This window comes from Streptomyces sp. NPDC048590 (assembly GCF_043199535.1).
In the GTDB taxonomy this organism is placed as follows: Bacteria; Actinomycetota; Actinomycetes; order Streptomycetales; family Streptomycetaceae; genus Streptomyces.
In genome coordinates, this window is the sequence record NZ_JBICWC010000011.1 from 102,396 (window position 1) to 116,932 (window position 14,537).

Sequence of the window (14,537 nt, forward strand, 5' to 3'; positions counted from 1 at the left end):
GTCCGGCGGGGCACCGCGCGCGGCTCAGCCCCGCGGGACCTCGACGGGCCGTAGACGCAGCCCCTGCATCCCCCCGTCGACCGCGAGCGCGGTGCCCGTGACGGAGGCGGACGCCGGGCTCGCGAGGTAGACGACGGCCGCGGCCACTTCTTCGGCGGACACCAGGCGTCCGAGCGGCTGCCGGGCGCCGAGCGCGGCGCGCTCCGCCACCGGGTCCTCCGCCTGCCCGAGCAGCCGGCCGATCCAGGGGGTGTCGACGGTGCCGGGGTTGACGCAGTTGACCCTGATCCCCTCCCGGACGTGGTCGGCGGCCATGGCCAGGGTGAGGGAGAGCACCGCCCCCTTGCTGGCGCTGTAGAGCGCGCGTTGCGGGAGACCCGCGGTGGCGGCTATGGAGCAGGTCTGGGTGATCGACACGGCGCCCGGGCGCGCGGCGGCGGCCCGCCGGAGATGCGGCAGGGCGTGGCGCGCGGTGCGGACCATGCCGAGCACGTTGATGTCCAGCACGCGCGCCCACTCGGCGTCGGTGTTGTCCTCGACCGTGCCGATCGATCCGGTCCCGGCGTTGGACACGAGGGTGTGCAGGCCGCCCAGTTCCGCGGCGGCCCGGTCGACCGCGTTCCGTACGGCCTCGTCGTCCGTCACGTCGGCCTCGATGCCGAGCGCGCCCTCGGGTGCCCCCTTCGGGTCCAGGTCGAGCACCGCCACCCGTGCCCCCCGGGCGAGCAGCGCCGCAGCCACGGCGGCCCCGATGCCGGACGCGCCGCCGGTCACCAGCGCGGACAGTCCGTCGAAATCCTGCGTACCGGTCATCAGTCGGTCTCCTCCGAGGTGCGGCGGGCCTGCCATACGGGGCCCTGCGGGTAGCGGTGTTCGGCGATCGAGTCCGGCAGCATGCGGGCCGAGAACCCGGGCACACGCGGTGCGACGTAGCGGCCCGCTTCGACGACGGCCGGGTCGGCGAAGTGTTCGTGGAGGTGGTCGACGTACTCGATGACCCGGTTCTCCAGGCTTCCGGAGACCGCGACGTAGTCGAACATCGAGAGGTGCTGCACGAGTTCGCACAGGCCGACGCCACCGGCGTGCGGGCAGACCGGGACGCCGTACTTCGCGGCGAGCAGCAGGATCGCGAGGTTCTCGTTCACCCCCGCTACGCGTGCGGCGTCGATCTGCACGAAGTCCACGGCCTCGGCCTGCAGCAGTTGCTTGAACACGATCCGGTTGGCGACGTGTTCACCGGTGGCGACCTTGACGGGCTGTCCGGCGCGGACGGCCGCGTGGCCGAGGACGTCGTCGGGGCTGGTCGGCTCCTCGATCCAGTACGGGTCGTACGGGGCGAGGGCGTTCATCCGGTCCACGGCCTCGGCCACGTCCCAGCGCTGGTTGGCGTCGACGGCGATCCGGATGTCCGGTCCGACCGCCTGGCGTGCCAGGGAGAGCCTGCGGGCGTCCTCGTCCGGATCGGCTCCGACCTTCAGCTTGATCTGGGTGAAGCCGTCGGCCACGGCCTCCTTGGAGAGCCGTACGAGCTTCTCGTCGTCGTAACCGAGCCAGCCCGGTGTCGTGGTGTACGCCGGGAATCCCTCGGCGAGCAGGAGCTCGGTGCGCTCCGCACGGCCCGGCTCCGCGGCGCGGAGGATGGCGAGCGCCTCCTCGGGGGTGAGGGCGTCCGTGAGGTGGCGGAAGTCGACGAGGGAGACGAGCTCCTGCGGGGTCATCTCCGCGAGGAACCGCCATACGGGCTTGCCGGCCAGCTTCGCCGCGAGGTCCCAGGCCGCGTTGACGACCGCCCCCGCGGCCATGTGCATCACGCCCTTCTCAGGGCCGAGCCAGCGCAGTTGCGAGTCGTGCGTGAGGGCGCGGTGGAGGTCGGCGAGGTCCGCGGCCGTGCGCGGGACGGGGCGGTCAACCACGAAGGGCCGGAGCGCCTCGACGGCGGCGGCCATGACATCGTTGCCGCGGCCGATGGTGAAGCAGAATCCGTGGCCCTCCGCGTCCGGGCCGCCCTGGGTCCGCAGGATCACGTATGCGGCCGAGTAGTCGGGGTCGGGGTTCATCGCGTCCGAGCCGTCCAGCTGCTCCGAGGTGGGGAACCGGATGTCCTCGACCTCGAGATCCGTGACGGTCAGATTCATGTGCGCCCCCAGGGAATAACATCGGATCTCTCAGCGGTCATCCGATGTATAACTCCAACAGTGCGCCCCGGTCCAGGGTCCGGATGAAAATTGATCACTTTCGACCGGTACAGCTCGGATGAATCAAGGGGCGGCACGGTTCGTCCCCGCATGCAAACGGACTGCGTCGGAGCAAGGGGAAAGCCGTAAGGTTGGTCCGTACACAAGGGAACTTCGGAAGGAGGCCTGGGTGATCGAGCTCGAGGGGGTACCCGAGCTGATCGACCCGGTCATGGTGGCCGCGTTCGAGGGCTGGAACGATGCCGGTGACGCCGCCTCCACAGCGGTCGCGCATCTGGACCGGGAGTGGAAGGGCGAGGTGTTCGCGGCGCTCGACGCCGAGGACTACTACGACTTCCAGGTCAACCGGCCCACCGTGTGGATGGACGGCGGGACACGGAAGATCACCTGGCCCACCACGCGCCTGTCCGTGATCCGGGTCGGCGGCGACAAGCCCCGGGACCTGGTGCTCATCCGCGGCATCGAACCCTCCATGCGCTGGCGGTCGTACTGCAACGAGATCCTCGGTTTCGCCCACGAGCTGGGCGTCGAGATGATCGTCATCCTGGGAGCACTGCTCGGCGACACCCCGCACACCAGGCCGGTACCGGTCAGCGGGGTCACCTCGGATCCGGATCTCGCGAGGACCATGGACCTGGAGGAGACCCGTTACGAGGGCCCGACCGGCATCGTGGGCATCCTGCAGGAGGCCTGCACCCATGCCGGGGTCCCCGCGGTGAGCCTCTGGGCCGCCGTTCCGCACTACGTGTCGCAGCCGCCCAACCCCAAGGCGACTCTGGCACTGCTGAACCGTCTCGAGGACCTGCTCGGGCTGCGGATCCCGCTGGGCGAGCTTCCCGAGGACGCGCGCGCCTGGCAGGTGGGCGTCGACCAGCTGGCCGCCGAGGACAGTGAGGTCGCGGAGTACGTCCAGACGCTGGAGGAGGCCAGGGACACCGCCGAGCTCCCCGAGGCGTCCGGAGAGGCGATCGCCCGGGAGTTCGAGCGTTATCTGCGGCGCAGGGACGTCGGCGGTCCGGGCGGTCACGCGACGGAGAGCGGCGACGCGCCCTATCTGCGGGACACCTCAGGGGGCCGGACCAGGCCGCCGAAGCCGCAGCGGCCGGAGAAGGGCCGTCCGAAGGAGGAGGACGGGGGGCAGCAGCCGCCCGAGGATCCGCCCACCGGCCCGGACGAGGACTCCTCGGACGGCTGACCAAGGACTGTCCCGCAATCCGCGCCCGCCAGGGATTGCGGGACAGCCATCAGGCACGCGGACGGCCCCGGACCTGCGAGAGATCGCAGGCCCGGGGCCGTCCGAGTGCGGGCTCTGTGAGCGCTACAGCGCGACGCCCAGCAGGGCGTCCACGGTGCGCGACACGAGACCGGGCGCGCCCTCGTCCGTACCGCCGTCCGCGCTCTGCAGTGCGGCCCACGCGTCGATCGCGGCGAGCGCCGCCGGGCTGTCCAGGTCGTCCGCAAGCGCCTCGCGTACCTGTTCGACCACCGCGTCGGCGGAAGGACCGTCCGGCCTGGAGACGGCCGCACGCCACCGGGCGAGACGCTCGACGGCGTCCGCGAGGACCTGGTCGGTCCACTCCCAGTCGGCCCGGTAGTGGTTCGCGAGCAGCGCGAGCCTGATGGCCGCGGGGTCCACGGCGTCCCGGCGCAGCGCCGACACGAAGACGAGGTTGCCCTTGGACTTGGACATCTTCTCGCCGTCGAGCCCCACCATGCCGGCGTGCACGTAGGCCCGCGCGAAGGGGTGTTCGCCGGTGAGCGCCTGCGCGTGGGAGGCGCCCATCTCGTGGTGGGGGAAGGCGAGGTCCGAGCCGCCGCCCTGGACGTCGAAGCCCATCCCCAGGTGGTCCAGGGCGATGGCGACGCACTCGATGTGCCAGCCGGGCCGGCCCGGGCCGAGGCTGCCGCCGTCCCAGCTCGGCTCGCCCTCACGGGCGGACATCCAGAGCATCGGGTCGAGCGGGTTCTTCTTGCCGGGGCGCTCCGGGTCTCCGCCGCGCTCGGCTGAGAGCAGCCGCATGGCGTCGGCGTCGAGCCCCGAGACCTCCCCGAAGTGCGGGTCGCAGTCCACGGAGAAGTACACGTCGCCGTCGAGCTCGTAGGCGGCGCCGGCGTCACGCAGGCGCTCGACGAGCGGGACGATGCCCGGTATCGCCTCCACGGCACCGATGTAGTGCTTCGGGGGGAGCATGCGCAGGGCCGTCATGTCCTCCCGGAAGAGCGCCGTCTCGCGCTCCGCGAGCGCGGTCCAGTCCTCGCCGTCGCGCACGGCCCGCTCCAGCAGAGGATCATCCACGTCGGTCACGTTCTGGACGTAGTGAACCTGCCGCTTGGTGTCGAGCCACACGCGCTGGACGAGGTCGAACGCGTTGTAGGTCGCCGCATGACCCATGTGGGTCGCGTCGTACGGCGTGATGCCGCAGACGTAGATGCGGGCGACGGGACCGGGGTCAAGGGTGATCCGTCCGCCGGTCGCGGTGTCGTGGATCCGAAGGTCGCGGCCCTTGCCAGGCAGGGCGGGGACCTCAGAAGCGGGCCAGGCATGCATGTCACGAGCGTAACCGGACGATGCTTCCGGATACGAACCGGATGCCTGATCCTGGCCGACGAGGCGCTCTTGCGTACGGGCGGAAGCCGTGCTGCGCCCCTCGCGCAGGGGGCGAGGCGGGCAGCAGGCGCCTACACGGGGGGCCAGGGGATCGGCGGCCACTCCCCGCTCGGCCGGGGGTGGTGGCCGGACTTCCGGAGGCTCTCCACGCGTCCGCGCAGGGCGTCGAGTTCCGTCTCCGTGATCAGTTCGCCCAAGCGGGTGGCGAGCACCGCCCCCGGGGCGAGACCGGCGAGGAGGGTGTCGAGGACCTCGGTCGCCTCCTGGGTGAGCGGCTCGCCCGCCCACCCCCAGAGCAGCGTCCGCAGCTTGTCGTCCACGTTGAAGGTGACCCCGTGGTCGATGCCGAACAACCGCCCGTCCGGTGCGGGCAGCAGGTGCCCGCCCTTGCGGTCGCCGTTGTTGATCACGGCGTCGAGTACCGCGAGTCTGCGCAGCCGGGGGTCGTCGGCGTGCACCAGCAGGGCGGTCCGCCCCTCCCCCACATCCGCGAGACCGACGGCCTTCCAGCCCTCTCCCGGCTCCTCGGCCTCGACGAGCCCGAGCAGCGGCCCCAGCCCGTCGGAGTCCTCCTCCTCGGAGTCCTCCGCGGGCTCCTCGGGTTCGGCCTCGATCCACAGCTGGCACATGCCCTGGCCGTAGGGTCCCTCCCGGAGCACGGTCGGGGGCACGAGCCCCCAGCCGGTGGCCTCGGAGATCTCGTACGCCGCGACCTCACGCTGGGCGAGTGTGCCGTCGGGGAAGTCCCACAGGGGCTGCTCGCCCGCGACCGGCTTGTAGACGCAGGTGCGTTCCTCGCCCTCGTACGCGACCGTGCAGTAAAGCACCGCGTTGGAGGCACCCCGGACTCGGCCGAGAACGGTCAGTTCGCCCTCGGCCAGCAGGGTGCGCAGCGCGGCCTCCGTCAGGCCCCGCGACGGTATCCGTTCTGGCGCGGACATACGTGTCCTTCCGGGTCGAGGGGCAGGCTGCACAGCGGGCACGGGGGACGACCCGCGTTGACGACGTCGAGGGCTCGCTTGGCGAAGGCACGGGCCTGGGCGCCGCTGAGCCGGACGCGCAGCATGGGCGGGCCGTTCTCCTCGTCCTGCAGAAGCCTTTCCTCGGCCTCCGCGAGGTCGTCCTCGGAGTCCGCGTCCAGCTCGACGAGCGCCTGCGCCTCGACGATCATGCGCTGTTCCTCGCCGTCCCACGCGAGGGCCATCGTGCCGACCCTGAACTCCTCCTCGACGGGGGCGTCGAGGGGCGCGGTGTCGGTGACGTCCATGGGCGCCACCGCGGGGACCGGTGAATTGCCGCCGGTCCGCCGGACGACCTCGTCGAGGAGCTCGTCGATCCGTTCGGCCAGCGCGGCGACCTGGGTCTTCTCCAGGGCCACGCTCGTGACCCGTCCGCGCGAGGATGCCTGCAGGAAAAACGTACGGCGGCCAGGCAGCCCGACCGTGCCGGCCACGAAGCGGTCCGGCGGGTCGTAGAGGAACACCTGACGTGACACGTCCTGTCTCCCTTGAGAGAAGTGTGGGCGGATGGGGCGGCCCCGGGGCACCACGGGGTGTCCCGCGGGGCCTCTACGGCGCGTCCACCCTACTGCGCTGAGCGATCACGGCGCCCCAGCGCCGCCCCCCACGGCCGCGTCCGTCGCCGGGGCGGTGGCCGCGTCCGCCCCGGCGGGTCGCTCGCGCGGCGCCAGGGAGGCGAAGTCACCGGTGTCGCCGAGGCGCAGGAGGAAGGGGCGCAGCGCCGTGTAACGGATGGCGGTGACCGAGCACGGGTCCGCCTGGACGCGCTGGAAGAGGTCGAGGTGCATGCCGAGCGCGTCGGCGACGATCGCCTTGATGATGTCGCCGTGCGAGCACATGACGTACGTGGCGTCGTCCCCGTGCTCCGCCCCGATCCTGTCGTTCCACTCCCGTACCGCCTCGACCGCCCGTGCCTGCATGGCGCGCATGGACTCGCCGCCGGGGAAGACCGCGGCCGAGGGGTGCTGCTGGACGACCTTCATGAGCGGCTCGTCGGAGAGCTCGGCGAGCTTGCGTCCCGACCAGTCCCCGTAGTCGCACTCGCTGATCCGGTCCTCGGTGTGCAGCGGGAGGTCCGGACGGGCGTCCAGGAGCGGCTGGAGGGTCTCGCGGCAGCGCTGGAGGGGGCTGCTGACCGCTGCGGCGAGGGTGAGCGCCGACAGCCGTCCGGGCAGCGCGGCCGCCTGCGCGGCACCGCGTTCGTCGAGGGAGACGCCGGGGGTCCGGCCCGCGAGCACTCCGGAGGTGTTGGCGGTCGAGCGTCCGTGACGTACAAGGATGAGCGTGGGCATACCTGCCAGCGTAGAGGTGCGTGAACCCTTCCTGGCAGGGAAGAATGCGCGGATGATCGTCGACTGCGGAATCTACCGGGACGGGCGCCGGACCGAAGGCCCCGCCGACCTCTCCGACGCCCTCGGTGAGGCACGGACCGCGGGGGACGCCTTCGTATGGATCGGTCTGCACGAACCGACGGAGAAGGAGTTCGACCTCGTCAGCAGCGAGTTCGGGCTGCACCCGCTGGCGGTGGAGGACGCCCTGCGCGCGCACCAGCGGCCGAAGCTGGAGATCTACGACGACTCCCTGTTCGTCGTCATCAAGCCGGTGGTCTACGAGCAGCGCAGCGACACCGTGAGCGCGGGAGAGCTGATGCTCTTCATAGGGGACTCCTTCGTGGTGACCGTGCGGCACGGCGAGGGCGCCCCGCTGGCGGCGGTACGGCGCCGGCTGGAGGCGGAGCCCGAAGTCCTCAGGCACGGGCCGACATCGGTCCTGTACGCGGTGAGCGACGCGGTCGTGGACCACTACATCGAGGTCGCCGCGGAGCTGCAGGTGGACCTGGAGGAGCTGGAGGCCCAGGTCTTCGCCCCGCAGGGCAGGTCCCGGGACACCAAGAACACGGCGGCCGCGATCTACACCTTCAAGCGGCAGGTGCTCGAGTTCCGTCGCGCCACCAATCCCCTGGTCACGCCGATGACGCGGCTTTCGGGCGCGGGGGTGCCCTTCGTCGACACCGGCTCGCAGCCCTTCTTCCGGGACGTCAACGACCACCTGACGCGTGCGGTCGAGCATGTCGAGGGGCTCGACCGGCTGCTCTCGGACATCCTGGCGGCCCATCTGGCGCAGGTGGGTGTACGGCAGAACGACGACATGCGGAAGATCTCCGCGTGGGCGGCCATGGCCGCAGTCCCGACCATGGTGGCCGGGATCTACGGGATGAACTTCAGCCACATGCCCGAGCTCGACCTCGAGTGGACCTATCCGGCGGTGATCGTGCTGATGGGCGTCGCGGTCGCCGGCCTGTACCGCCTGTTCAAGAACCGCGGCTGGATGTAGGGCGTGTTTCGAAAGTAGCGTCGCCCGCCCGCAGGGCGGGCCTGGCGGCGTCTGGTGCGTGCGATCGCAAGGCGGAGGGTCGCCCCGATACTGGGCGTATCGGGGCGATCCCGACAACGCGGCGTGGGGGCACCCCCGGACGAAGTCTGGGGGAGTGCGTGCCAGACGCCGCCAGACAGACGGGACTTTCGAAGCACGCCCTAGCCGCCGGCCTCAGGCGTACTCGGTCTCCGGTGCCGGCGGACCGCCCAGCGCGTCGCGCAGGGCGGGCTGCCGCAGACTCACCATGCGCCTCCATCCCACCAGGCGCTCGTACGCGTACATGGCGTGGATGCCCGCGGCCAGGACGGCGGCCTTCGCGCGGGGCCAGCGCAGGACGGTGCCCATGTGGCTCATCACGGCGAGGCTGACGTCGCGGTAGACGCGGATCTCGGCCTGGGCGCACTCCCGCAGGACGGACTGGATGGTCCGGCCGTGCCCGGCCCGTGCGAAGCGGAGGAGTTCCTCGTGGCAGTAGGCGAGATGGCTGTCCTCGTCGCGCGAGATCATCCTGACCGCACGGCCCAGGACCGGATGCTCGGCGAAGTGCCTGAGCAGGAGCCGCATCTGTTCCGAGGCCCGCTGCTCGGTGACCCGGCTGTGGGCCAGGTAGACGATGATGTCCCGCTCGGTGAGGGGCTCCTCGCGACCGAGCCGGTCGTGGGCCAGTCCGATGCCTCGGCGCTCCAGCAGCAGGGTGTAGTCGGTCTCGTACGGCACGGAGACGGGCTGGAGTCCGCGCTGCTTCAGGAGTGCGTTGAAGATCCGGCCGTGCTTGTCCTCGTCGGCGCCGTGCCGGGCGACCTTGGGTGCCAGCTGGCTCAGGGCGGGAGGGACGAGGGAGGCGATGCGTCCGTTCTCCCAGCCCCCCTGCGACTCGCCGCCGGCGGCGATGGAGCAGAACAGCCGGAACGACTCGTCGTTGTCGAGGATCTCCTGGAACAGACTCTTTGCCGAGAGCATCACTGCCACCTTTCGCACCGGTGTCCGCAGAGGCACAGTCAAATTCGGTACGGGTCGGTAGGCAACACGGGAGGCTCCGGGCAGGGCCGAACGGGCGCCCGGACGGCCGCCGGACCTGCCGGGGCGTCCCGTGAGGGGGACGGGGCGTAACCCGCGTGCCGGGCGGCGCGTTGTTCCCTGCGACGGCCGTGGCGGGGTGGGCCCCGAGCCCCCACCACGGCCGCAGTGCTGTCCGGGAGTGCCCGGCCAGTGGTTCAGGCCGCGAGACCGGAGCGCTCCAGGGCTTCGGTCCCGGCGCGCAGCGCGGCGAGCCGCTCGTCGAGGGTGAAGCCGGCCGGGGCGAGCGTCAGGGTGGTGACACCCGCGGCCGCGTAGGCCTGCATCCGGTCGGCGATCCGGTCCACCGAGCCGAGCAGTGTGGTCTGGTCGATCAGCTTGTGAGGGACGGCGGCCGCGGCGCCGGCCTTGTCGCCGGAGAGGTACTTGTCCTGGATCTCGGCGGCCTCCTTCTCGTACCCCATGCGCTGGGCGAGCTGGTTGTAGAAGTTCTGCTTGCGGCTGCCCATGCCGCCGACGTAGAGCGCGGTGTACGGGCGGAACATGTCGGCGAGGCCGTTGATGTCGTCGCCCACGGCCAGGGGCAGCGTCGGGCAGACGTCGAACCCGTCCATGGTCAGCCCCGCCTTCTCCCGGCCTGCCCGCAGGTGCTGGACCGCCGTCTCCTGGAGGTGGTCGGCGGACGGGAAGATCAGCAGGGCGCCGTCGGCGATCTCACCGGTCTGCTCGAGGTTCTTCGGGCCGATCGCGGCGATGTAGAGGGGGATGTGTTCACGCTGGGGGTGGACGGTGAGCTTGATCGGCTTGCCGGGTCCGTCGGGCAGCGGGAGGGTCCAGTGCTCGCCCTCGTAGGACAGCCGCTCACGGGACATCGCCCTGCGCACGATCTCGACGTATTCGCGGGTACGGGCGAGGGGCTTGTCGAACTTGACCCCGTACCAGCCCTCGGATACCTGCGGTCCCGAGACACCGAGGCCGAGGCGGAAGCGGCCTCCGGACAGCGAGTCGAGGGTGGCCGCCGTCATCGCCGTCATGGCGGGCTGACGGGCCGGGATCTGCATGATGGCCGATCCGACGTCGATCGACTCGGTCCGGGCGGCGACCCAGGCCAGCACCGTCGGAACGTCGGAGCCGTAGGCCTCGGCCGCCCAGCAGACGTCGTAACCGAGCCGGTCGGCCTCCTGGGCGACGGCGAGGTTGTCACCGTCCATCCCCGCACCCCAGTAACCGAGATTGATGCCGAGTCGCATACCCACGCTCCCTCTACTGATCAGTAACGTTCCTGTGCCGGGGACTCTAGCGCGGAGCGCGTGGACGCGGCAGGCCCGCCCCGGGTGGCACGTCGTCCACAGGGCTCCACCCCGTGGGGCCTTGGCCAGTAATCTCAGCGCCCATGGAGCAGAGGCATCTCGGCCGTACCGGCCTTCGTGTGTCGCGGATCGGGCTGGGCACGCTCACCTGGGGCCGGGACACGGACGAGCACGACGCCGCCGATCAGCTGAAGGCCTTCTGGGACGCGGGCGGCACCCTCGTCGACACCGCGGACGTGTACGGCGGCGGGGAGGCCGAGTACGTACTGGGGCGCATGCTGGACAGCCTGGTGCCGAGAGCGGACCTGGTCGTGGCGACCAAGGCCGGCAGCGTGCCCGACCCCTACCGCCGCTTCGACGGATCGCGCGGCCACCTGCTGGCTGCCCTGGACGCGTCCCTGCGGCGGCTGGGGACGGACTACGTCGACCTGTGGCAGGTCCACGCCTTCGACGCCGCGACACCGCTGGAGGAGACCTTGCAGGCGCTGGACCTGGCGGTGTCGTCGGGGCGCGTACGGTACGCCGGGGTGTCCGGCTTCAGCGGATGGCAACTGGCCAAGGCGGCCACCTGGCAGCTGGCCGCGCCGGGGCCGCGCACCCGCCTGGCCTCGACGCAGATGGAGTACTCGCTGTTGCAGCGGGGCGTCGAGCGGGAGGTGCTCCCGGCGGCACTGGACCTCGGGGTGGGACTGCTTCCCTCCTCCCCGCTGGGCAGGGGCGTACTGACCGGCAAGTACCGCACCGGCACCCCCTCCGGCTCCCGGGGTGCCTCCGAGCACATGGCCCCGTTCGTCGAGCCGTACCTCGACGAGGCCGCGAGCAGGATCGTGGACGCGGTGGCCACGGCGGCCGACGGCCTCGCCACGACCCCGCTGCAGGTCGCGCTCGCCTGGGTGCGGGACCGTCCCGGGGTGGCGGCCCCGGTCGTCGGCGCGCGCAACGCGCAGCAGCTGACGGAGGCGTTGTCAGTGGAGACGCTTAGTCTTCCTGACGAGATCTGCCAGGCGCTCGACGACGTTTCGGCGCCCGTGCACCGCTATCCCGACCAGGACTGGAGCACGCTGTGACTGCGCACCCCCGGGGAGAGACCCCGGACCCCGCGGCCGAGGACCACGAGGCCGGCGAGGACGGCGGCGTGAACGCCGACGACACGCCCGGTACGCCCGAAGAGGGGGGCGCACAGGGGGCGGACGACGGCGCGGAAGGGGCGCGGGAGACCGGGGAGGGCTCCGACGGGGCCGCCGCTCCCACCGAGGCCGAGGCGGAGCTGGCGGCGCAGCGTGAGCTCCGCCGGCGGATCGAGCAGCGCAAGGCTGAGAAGGACGGCCCCATCGCCGCCGGTACGAAGCTGAGCGGCACGGCGGCGGACCTGCTCGCTGCCGTACGCGCGGTCGAGAGCGGCGAGAAGCCGGGTACGGACTTCTTCGACTCCCCCCGGGAGGCACCCGCCCCCCGCCGCGCGGCAGCCGCTCCCGTCGTCCGTCCCTCCCCCGCCCCCGTGCACCCGGCCCCGCGCGTCGCCTCCGCCGAGGCCGCTGCCGCCGTCGCCGCCGTGCTGGCCGAGGGCGGGGCTCCCGGGGCGTTGGCGGACCTGGTGGCGGCCACGCTCGGCGAGGGCGCGGCGGACGCCCTGCGTGCGGACCCGTGGCAGCTGCTGTCGGTGCCCGGTGTGCGGCCGGAGCAGGCCGACGGTTTCGCGCGGGCGCTGCTCGGGGCGGAGTGCGGGCCCGACGACGAGCGGCGCACGGCGGCCCTGGTCGGGCACCTGCTGGAGCGGGCCGCGCTGCGCGGCCACACCGCTCTCGACGCGGACGAGGTGCGCACGGCACTGTCGGGATTCGCGGTGACCGATCCGGGTGAGGCCGTCCGGCAGGCCGTCGCCGAGGGCGTGGTCCTGGTCTTCCAGGACGGTGCGGACGCCGCGGACCCCGGGGACGGGGAACAGCCGGAGGAACAGGGCGACGACCCGGCCGGCCGGCAGGACGACGGCGAACCGGCGCGTGTCCTGCTCGGCCTCGACAGGTACGCCCTGGCCGAGGAGAGCCTGGCCGACGGTCTGGCCCGGCTGATGAACTCCTGCGAGAAGGACGCCGACTGGACGGAGGCCGCCGCGGCCGCACCGACCCCCTCGGCCGCCGAGCTGATCAGGGCCGCCGCGACCGCCGGCCTGGTCGTCCACAGCGGCGGGGAGAGTGCCCGGGCCGAGCCCGCCGCGCTGATCGCGGCCGCGCACGGCCTGGGTCTGCGCGCCCTGGGCACCACGCACAGCGCCGACGGGCGGCGGAGGCTGGCGGAGACGGTCGGAGAACCACGCTCGGCCGTCACGCTCTCGGCCCTGCTCTCCGGGGAGGAGGGCCCCGGCCGGGACGCCGACGGAGCGCTCGCCCTCGACGTACTGGTCGTGCTGGACGCCCCGCAGCTCGACGTGGAGACGGCGGCGATCCTGGTGGAGTCGCTCGCGGACGGGACACGGCTGGTCCTGAGCGGTGATCCCGGTGTGCTCGCTTCGGCAGGTGCGGGCCGGGTGTTCGCCGATGTCGCCGGATCCCGCTCCTGCCCCCACGTGGTCTCACGGACCCCGGACCCGGGGCCGATCGGGGAGCTCGTCTCCGGCATCGGCGTCGGCGAGCTGGCGCAGGTCGAGGCGCCCGGCAAGGAGGTGGTGATCGTGCCCGTCCGTGACGCCGGTGAGGCGGTGCACCGCACGGTGCAGCTGGTCGCCGACTCGGTGCCGCGCGCCCTGGGCGTGCCGTCCGGCGACACGCAGGTGATCACCGTCGGACACGGCGGCTCCGCGGGCACCTCCGCGCTCAACGCGGCACTGAAGCAGCGTCTCAATCCGGGACCGGGGCGCTTCGGCGGCTTCGACCCCGGCGATCGCGTGGTCCATGTGCCGGCCCCCGGCCGGGCGGTGCCCGGCTCGGTCGTGTCGGCCGGTCCCGAGGGCCTGCGCCTGGACTGCGCGGGCACGCCGGTCGTCGTGCCGCCGGACCGGGTGGAGACCGCCGTACGCCATGGATGGGCGCTCAGTGCCCATCAGGCGGCGGGGATGCGCTGGCCGGCCGTCGTCGTCGTGCTGCCGGGTGACGCCGCGCAGGGGCTGAGCAGGCCCTGGGTGTACACGGCATTCAGCCGGGGCGAGCGGCACCTGTCCGTGGTGCACGGTGTGGACCAGGCACTGCCACGCGCGGTGGCGGAGGTGCCGGCCCAGGAGCGGACGACCCGGCTGCGGCCCCTGCTGGAGGCCCTGCCCACGCCGGACGCCTCATGACTCCGTGAACGGGAACCGCCCCGGCGGACCCCGGCGTGCGACGCCGGGTCCGCCGGGGCGGTGAGCGCCGGCTCGGGATCAGGCGCGTCCCGTGGCGGGACCGTCCGCGTCCTCGTCCGGCTCGTCCTCCTCGTCGAAGACCGCGCTGACGTCGAACCGGCAGACGACCAGTGCGGCGTCGGCGTCCTCGAACGGTGACCCGAGCCAGTCCCCGGGATCGGGGAGCTCGTCGATCGCGGAGACCCAGAGGGTGGAGTCCCCCTCCTCCAGCCCGAACTCCGTGTGCCGGGAGGCGATCTCGTCCGCCTCGTACTCGCCGAAGACCACCCCGAGCGCGGCGTGCACACCACCGTCGGCGACCGTGGGGACGCCGGCCTCCGCCGCGTCGGGGTCGAGGTCGGCGAGCCGCTGGGCCTGGGCGAGCAGCCGGGCCGGCTCCGCCACGGCGTAGTCGCGCCTGATCAGCACACTCACGGCGTGAGGCTCCTCGGGGCCCTCGTAGGGCGGGAGGGAGTCCTCCGCGCCCGGGATCTCGAAGGGGGTGACCTCGTCGTAGCGGTCGTAGAGGAGTTCGTCGTAGACCTCGGCCGCGGCGGCAAGTGCGTTGAACGCGTCGTAGACGGCGGGGTCGTCGTCCCCGGTACGGCGCTCGACAGCCTGGAGGTGGCGGTCGAGCGCGGATTTGACTGCATCGGCGGCGGCGCGTACCTCGGCAGCGGTGGGCTGCGCAGCATCAGACAT

General features: G+C 72.4%; 13 protein-coding genes. 4 read left to right on the plus strand and 9 right to left on the minus strand.

Going from position 1 to position 14,537, the window contains the following annotated elements; genetic code table 11:
* Positions 1 to 24 precede the first annotated feature (24 nt).
* Positions 25 to 813 carry an SDR family NAD(P)-dependent oxidoreductase gene (locus ACGFNN_RS28985; RefSeq protein WP_393560270.1) on the minus strand — a complete coding sequence of 263 codons (789 nt, stop codon included), beginning with the start codon at positions 811 to 813 and terminating at the stop codon, positions 25 to 27.
* A complete protein-coding gene (locus ACGFNN_RS28990; RefSeq protein ID WP_393560272.1) occupies positions 813 to 2,135 on the minus strand; it encodes an enolase C-terminal domain-like protein in 1,323 nt (440 codons plus the stop codon). The genes ACGFNN_RS28985 and ACGFNN_RS28990 overlap by 1 nt, the downstream gene beginning before the upstream one ends.
* A gap of 229 nt (positions 2,136 to 2,364) precedes the next feature.
* Between ACGFNN_RS28990 and ACGFNN_RS28995 the strand changes: the two genes are divergently transcribed.
* Complete coding sequence (locus ACGFNN_RS28995) at positions 2,365 to 3,390, plus strand: PAC2 family protein (RefSeq protein ID WP_393560274.1); 1,026 nt, start codon at positions 2,365 to 2,367, stop codon at positions 3,388 to 3,390.
* 123 nt (positions 3,391 to 3,513) lie between these two features.
* Here the strand turns inward: ACGFNN_RS28995 and mshC are convergent, their stop codons facing one another.
* The 4 genes from mshC to ACGFNN_RS29015 form a co-directional block, all read right to left on the minus strand.
* A complete protein-coding gene (mshC, locus tag ACGFNN_RS29000) occupies positions 3,514 to 4,743 on the minus strand; it encodes a cysteine--1-D-myo-inosityl 2-amino-2-deoxy-alpha-D-glucopyranoside ligase (RefSeq protein ID WP_393560276.1) in 1,230 nt (409 codons plus the stop codon).
* A 131-nt stretch (positions 4,744 to 4,874) separates the two neighbouring features.
* Positions 4,875 to 5,744, minus strand: coding sequence for an SCO1664 family protein (locus ACGFNN_RS29005; RefSeq protein WP_393560278.1), 870 nt, complete (start codon positions 5,742 to 5,744; stop codon positions 4,875 to 4,877).
* Positions 5,708 to 6,298, minus strand: a complete 591-nt coding sequence (locus ACGFNN_RS29010; protein ID WP_033304581.1) for a DUF3090 domain-containing protein — start codon at positions 6,296 to 6,298, stop codon at positions 5,708 to 5,710. The genes ACGFNN_RS29005 and ACGFNN_RS29010 overlap by 37 nt, the downstream gene beginning before the upstream one ends.
* A gap of 105 nt (positions 6,299 to 6,403) precedes the next feature.
* Positions 6,404 to 7,114, minus strand: a complete 711-nt coding sequence (locus ACGFNN_RS29015) for a histidine phosphatase family protein (RefSeq protein WP_393560280.1) — start codon at positions 7,112 to 7,114, stop codon at positions 6,404 to 6,406.
* A gap of 52 nt (positions 7,115 to 7,166) precedes the next feature.
* On the opposite strand from ACGFNN_RS29015, the gene ACGFNN_RS29020 reads away from it, so the two are divergent.
* The gene (locus tag ACGFNN_RS29020; protein ID WP_393560282.1) at positions 7,167 to 8,156 is read left to right on the plus strand and encodes a magnesium and cobalt transport protein CorA; all 990 of its coding nucleotides are present in this window, start codon (positions 7,167 to 7,169) and stop codon (positions 8,154 to 8,156) included.
* Between the two features lie 213 nt (positions 8,157 to 8,369).
* Here ACGFNN_RS29020 and ACGFNN_RS29025 read toward each other — a convergent pair whose 3' ends face one another.
* A complete protein-coding gene (locus ACGFNN_RS29025; protein ID WP_393560284.1) occupies positions 8,370 to 9,158 on the minus strand; it encodes a ferritin-like domain-containing protein in 789 nt (262 codons plus the stop codon).
* 254 nt (positions 9,159 to 9,412) lie between these two features.
* Positions 9,413 to 10,465, minus strand: coding sequence for an LLM class F420-dependent oxidoreductase (locus ACGFNN_RS29030; protein WP_362671741.1), 1,053 nt, complete (start codon positions 10,463 to 10,465; stop codon positions 9,413 to 9,415).
* A 143-nt stretch (positions 10,466 to 10,608) separates the two neighbouring features.
* Between ACGFNN_RS29030 and ACGFNN_RS29035 the strand changes: the two genes are divergently transcribed.
* Positions 10,609 to 11,592 carry an aldo/keto reductase gene (locus ACGFNN_RS29035; RefSeq protein WP_362555766.1) on the plus strand — a complete coding sequence of 328 codons (984 nt, stop codon included), beginning with the start codon at positions 10,609 to 10,611 and terminating at the stop codon, positions 11,590 to 11,592.
* The gene (locus tag ACGFNN_RS29040; RefSeq protein WP_393560286.1) at positions 11,589 to 13,796 is read left to right on the plus strand and encodes a helix-hairpin-helix domain-containing protein; all 2,208 of its coding nucleotides are present in this window, start codon (positions 11,589 to 11,591) and stop codon (positions 13,794 to 13,796) included. The genes ACGFNN_RS29035 and ACGFNN_RS29040 overlap by 4 nt, the downstream gene beginning before the upstream one ends.
* Before the next feature lie 78 nt (positions 13,797 to 13,874).
* Here ACGFNN_RS29040 and ACGFNN_RS29045 read toward each other — a convergent pair whose 3' ends face one another.
* A complete protein-coding gene (locus ACGFNN_RS29045) occupies positions 13,875 to 14,537 on the minus strand; it encodes a hypothetical protein (RefSeq protein ID WP_393560288.1) in 663 nt (220 codons plus the stop codon).

Excerpts from the sequence above, each read along its gene's own strand:
- ACGFNN_RS29015 (WP_393560280.1), bottom strand. The coding sequence starts at position 7,114 with ATGCCCACGCTCATCCTTGTACGTCACGGACGCTCGACCGCCAACACC.
- ACGFNN_RS29025 (WP_393560284.1), bottom strand. The coding sequence starts at position 9,158 with ATGCTCTCGGCAAAGAGTCTGTTCCAGGAGATCCTCGACAACGACGAG.
- ACGFNN_RS29030 (WP_362671741.1), bottom strand. The coding sequence starts at position 10,465 with ATGCGACTCGGCATCAATCTCGGTTACTGGGGTGCGGGGATGGACGGT.
- ACGFNN_RS29020 (WP_393560282.1), top strand. The coding sequence starts at position 7,167 with ATGATCGTCGACTGCGGAATCTACCGGGACGGGCGCCGGACCGAAGGC.
- ACGFNN_RS29005 (WP_393560278.1), bottom strand. The coding sequence starts at position 5,744 with ATGTCCGCGCCAGAACGGATACCGTCGCGGGGCCTGACGGAGGCCGCG.
- mshC (WP_393560276.1), bottom strand. The coding sequence starts at position 4,743 with ATGCATGCCTGGCCCGCTTCTGAGGTCCCCGCCCTGCCTGGCAAGGGC.
- ACGFNN_RS29045 (WP_393560288.1), bottom strand. The coding sequence starts at position 14,537 with ATGTCTGATGCTGCGCAGCCCACCGCTGCCGAGGTACGCGCCGCCGCC.
- ACGFNN_RS28990 (WP_393560272.1), bottom strand. The coding sequence starts at position 2,135 with ATGAATCTGACCGTCACGGATCTCGAGGTCGAGGACATCCGGTTCCCC.
- ACGFNN_RS29035 (WP_362555766.1), top strand. The coding sequence starts at position 10,609 with ATGGAGCAGAGGCATCTCGGCCGTACCGGCCTTCGTGTGTCGCGGATC.
- ACGFNN_RS28985 (WP_393560270.1), bottom strand. The coding sequence starts at position 813 with ATGACCGGTACGCAGGATTTCGACGGACTGTCCGCGCTGGTGACCGGC.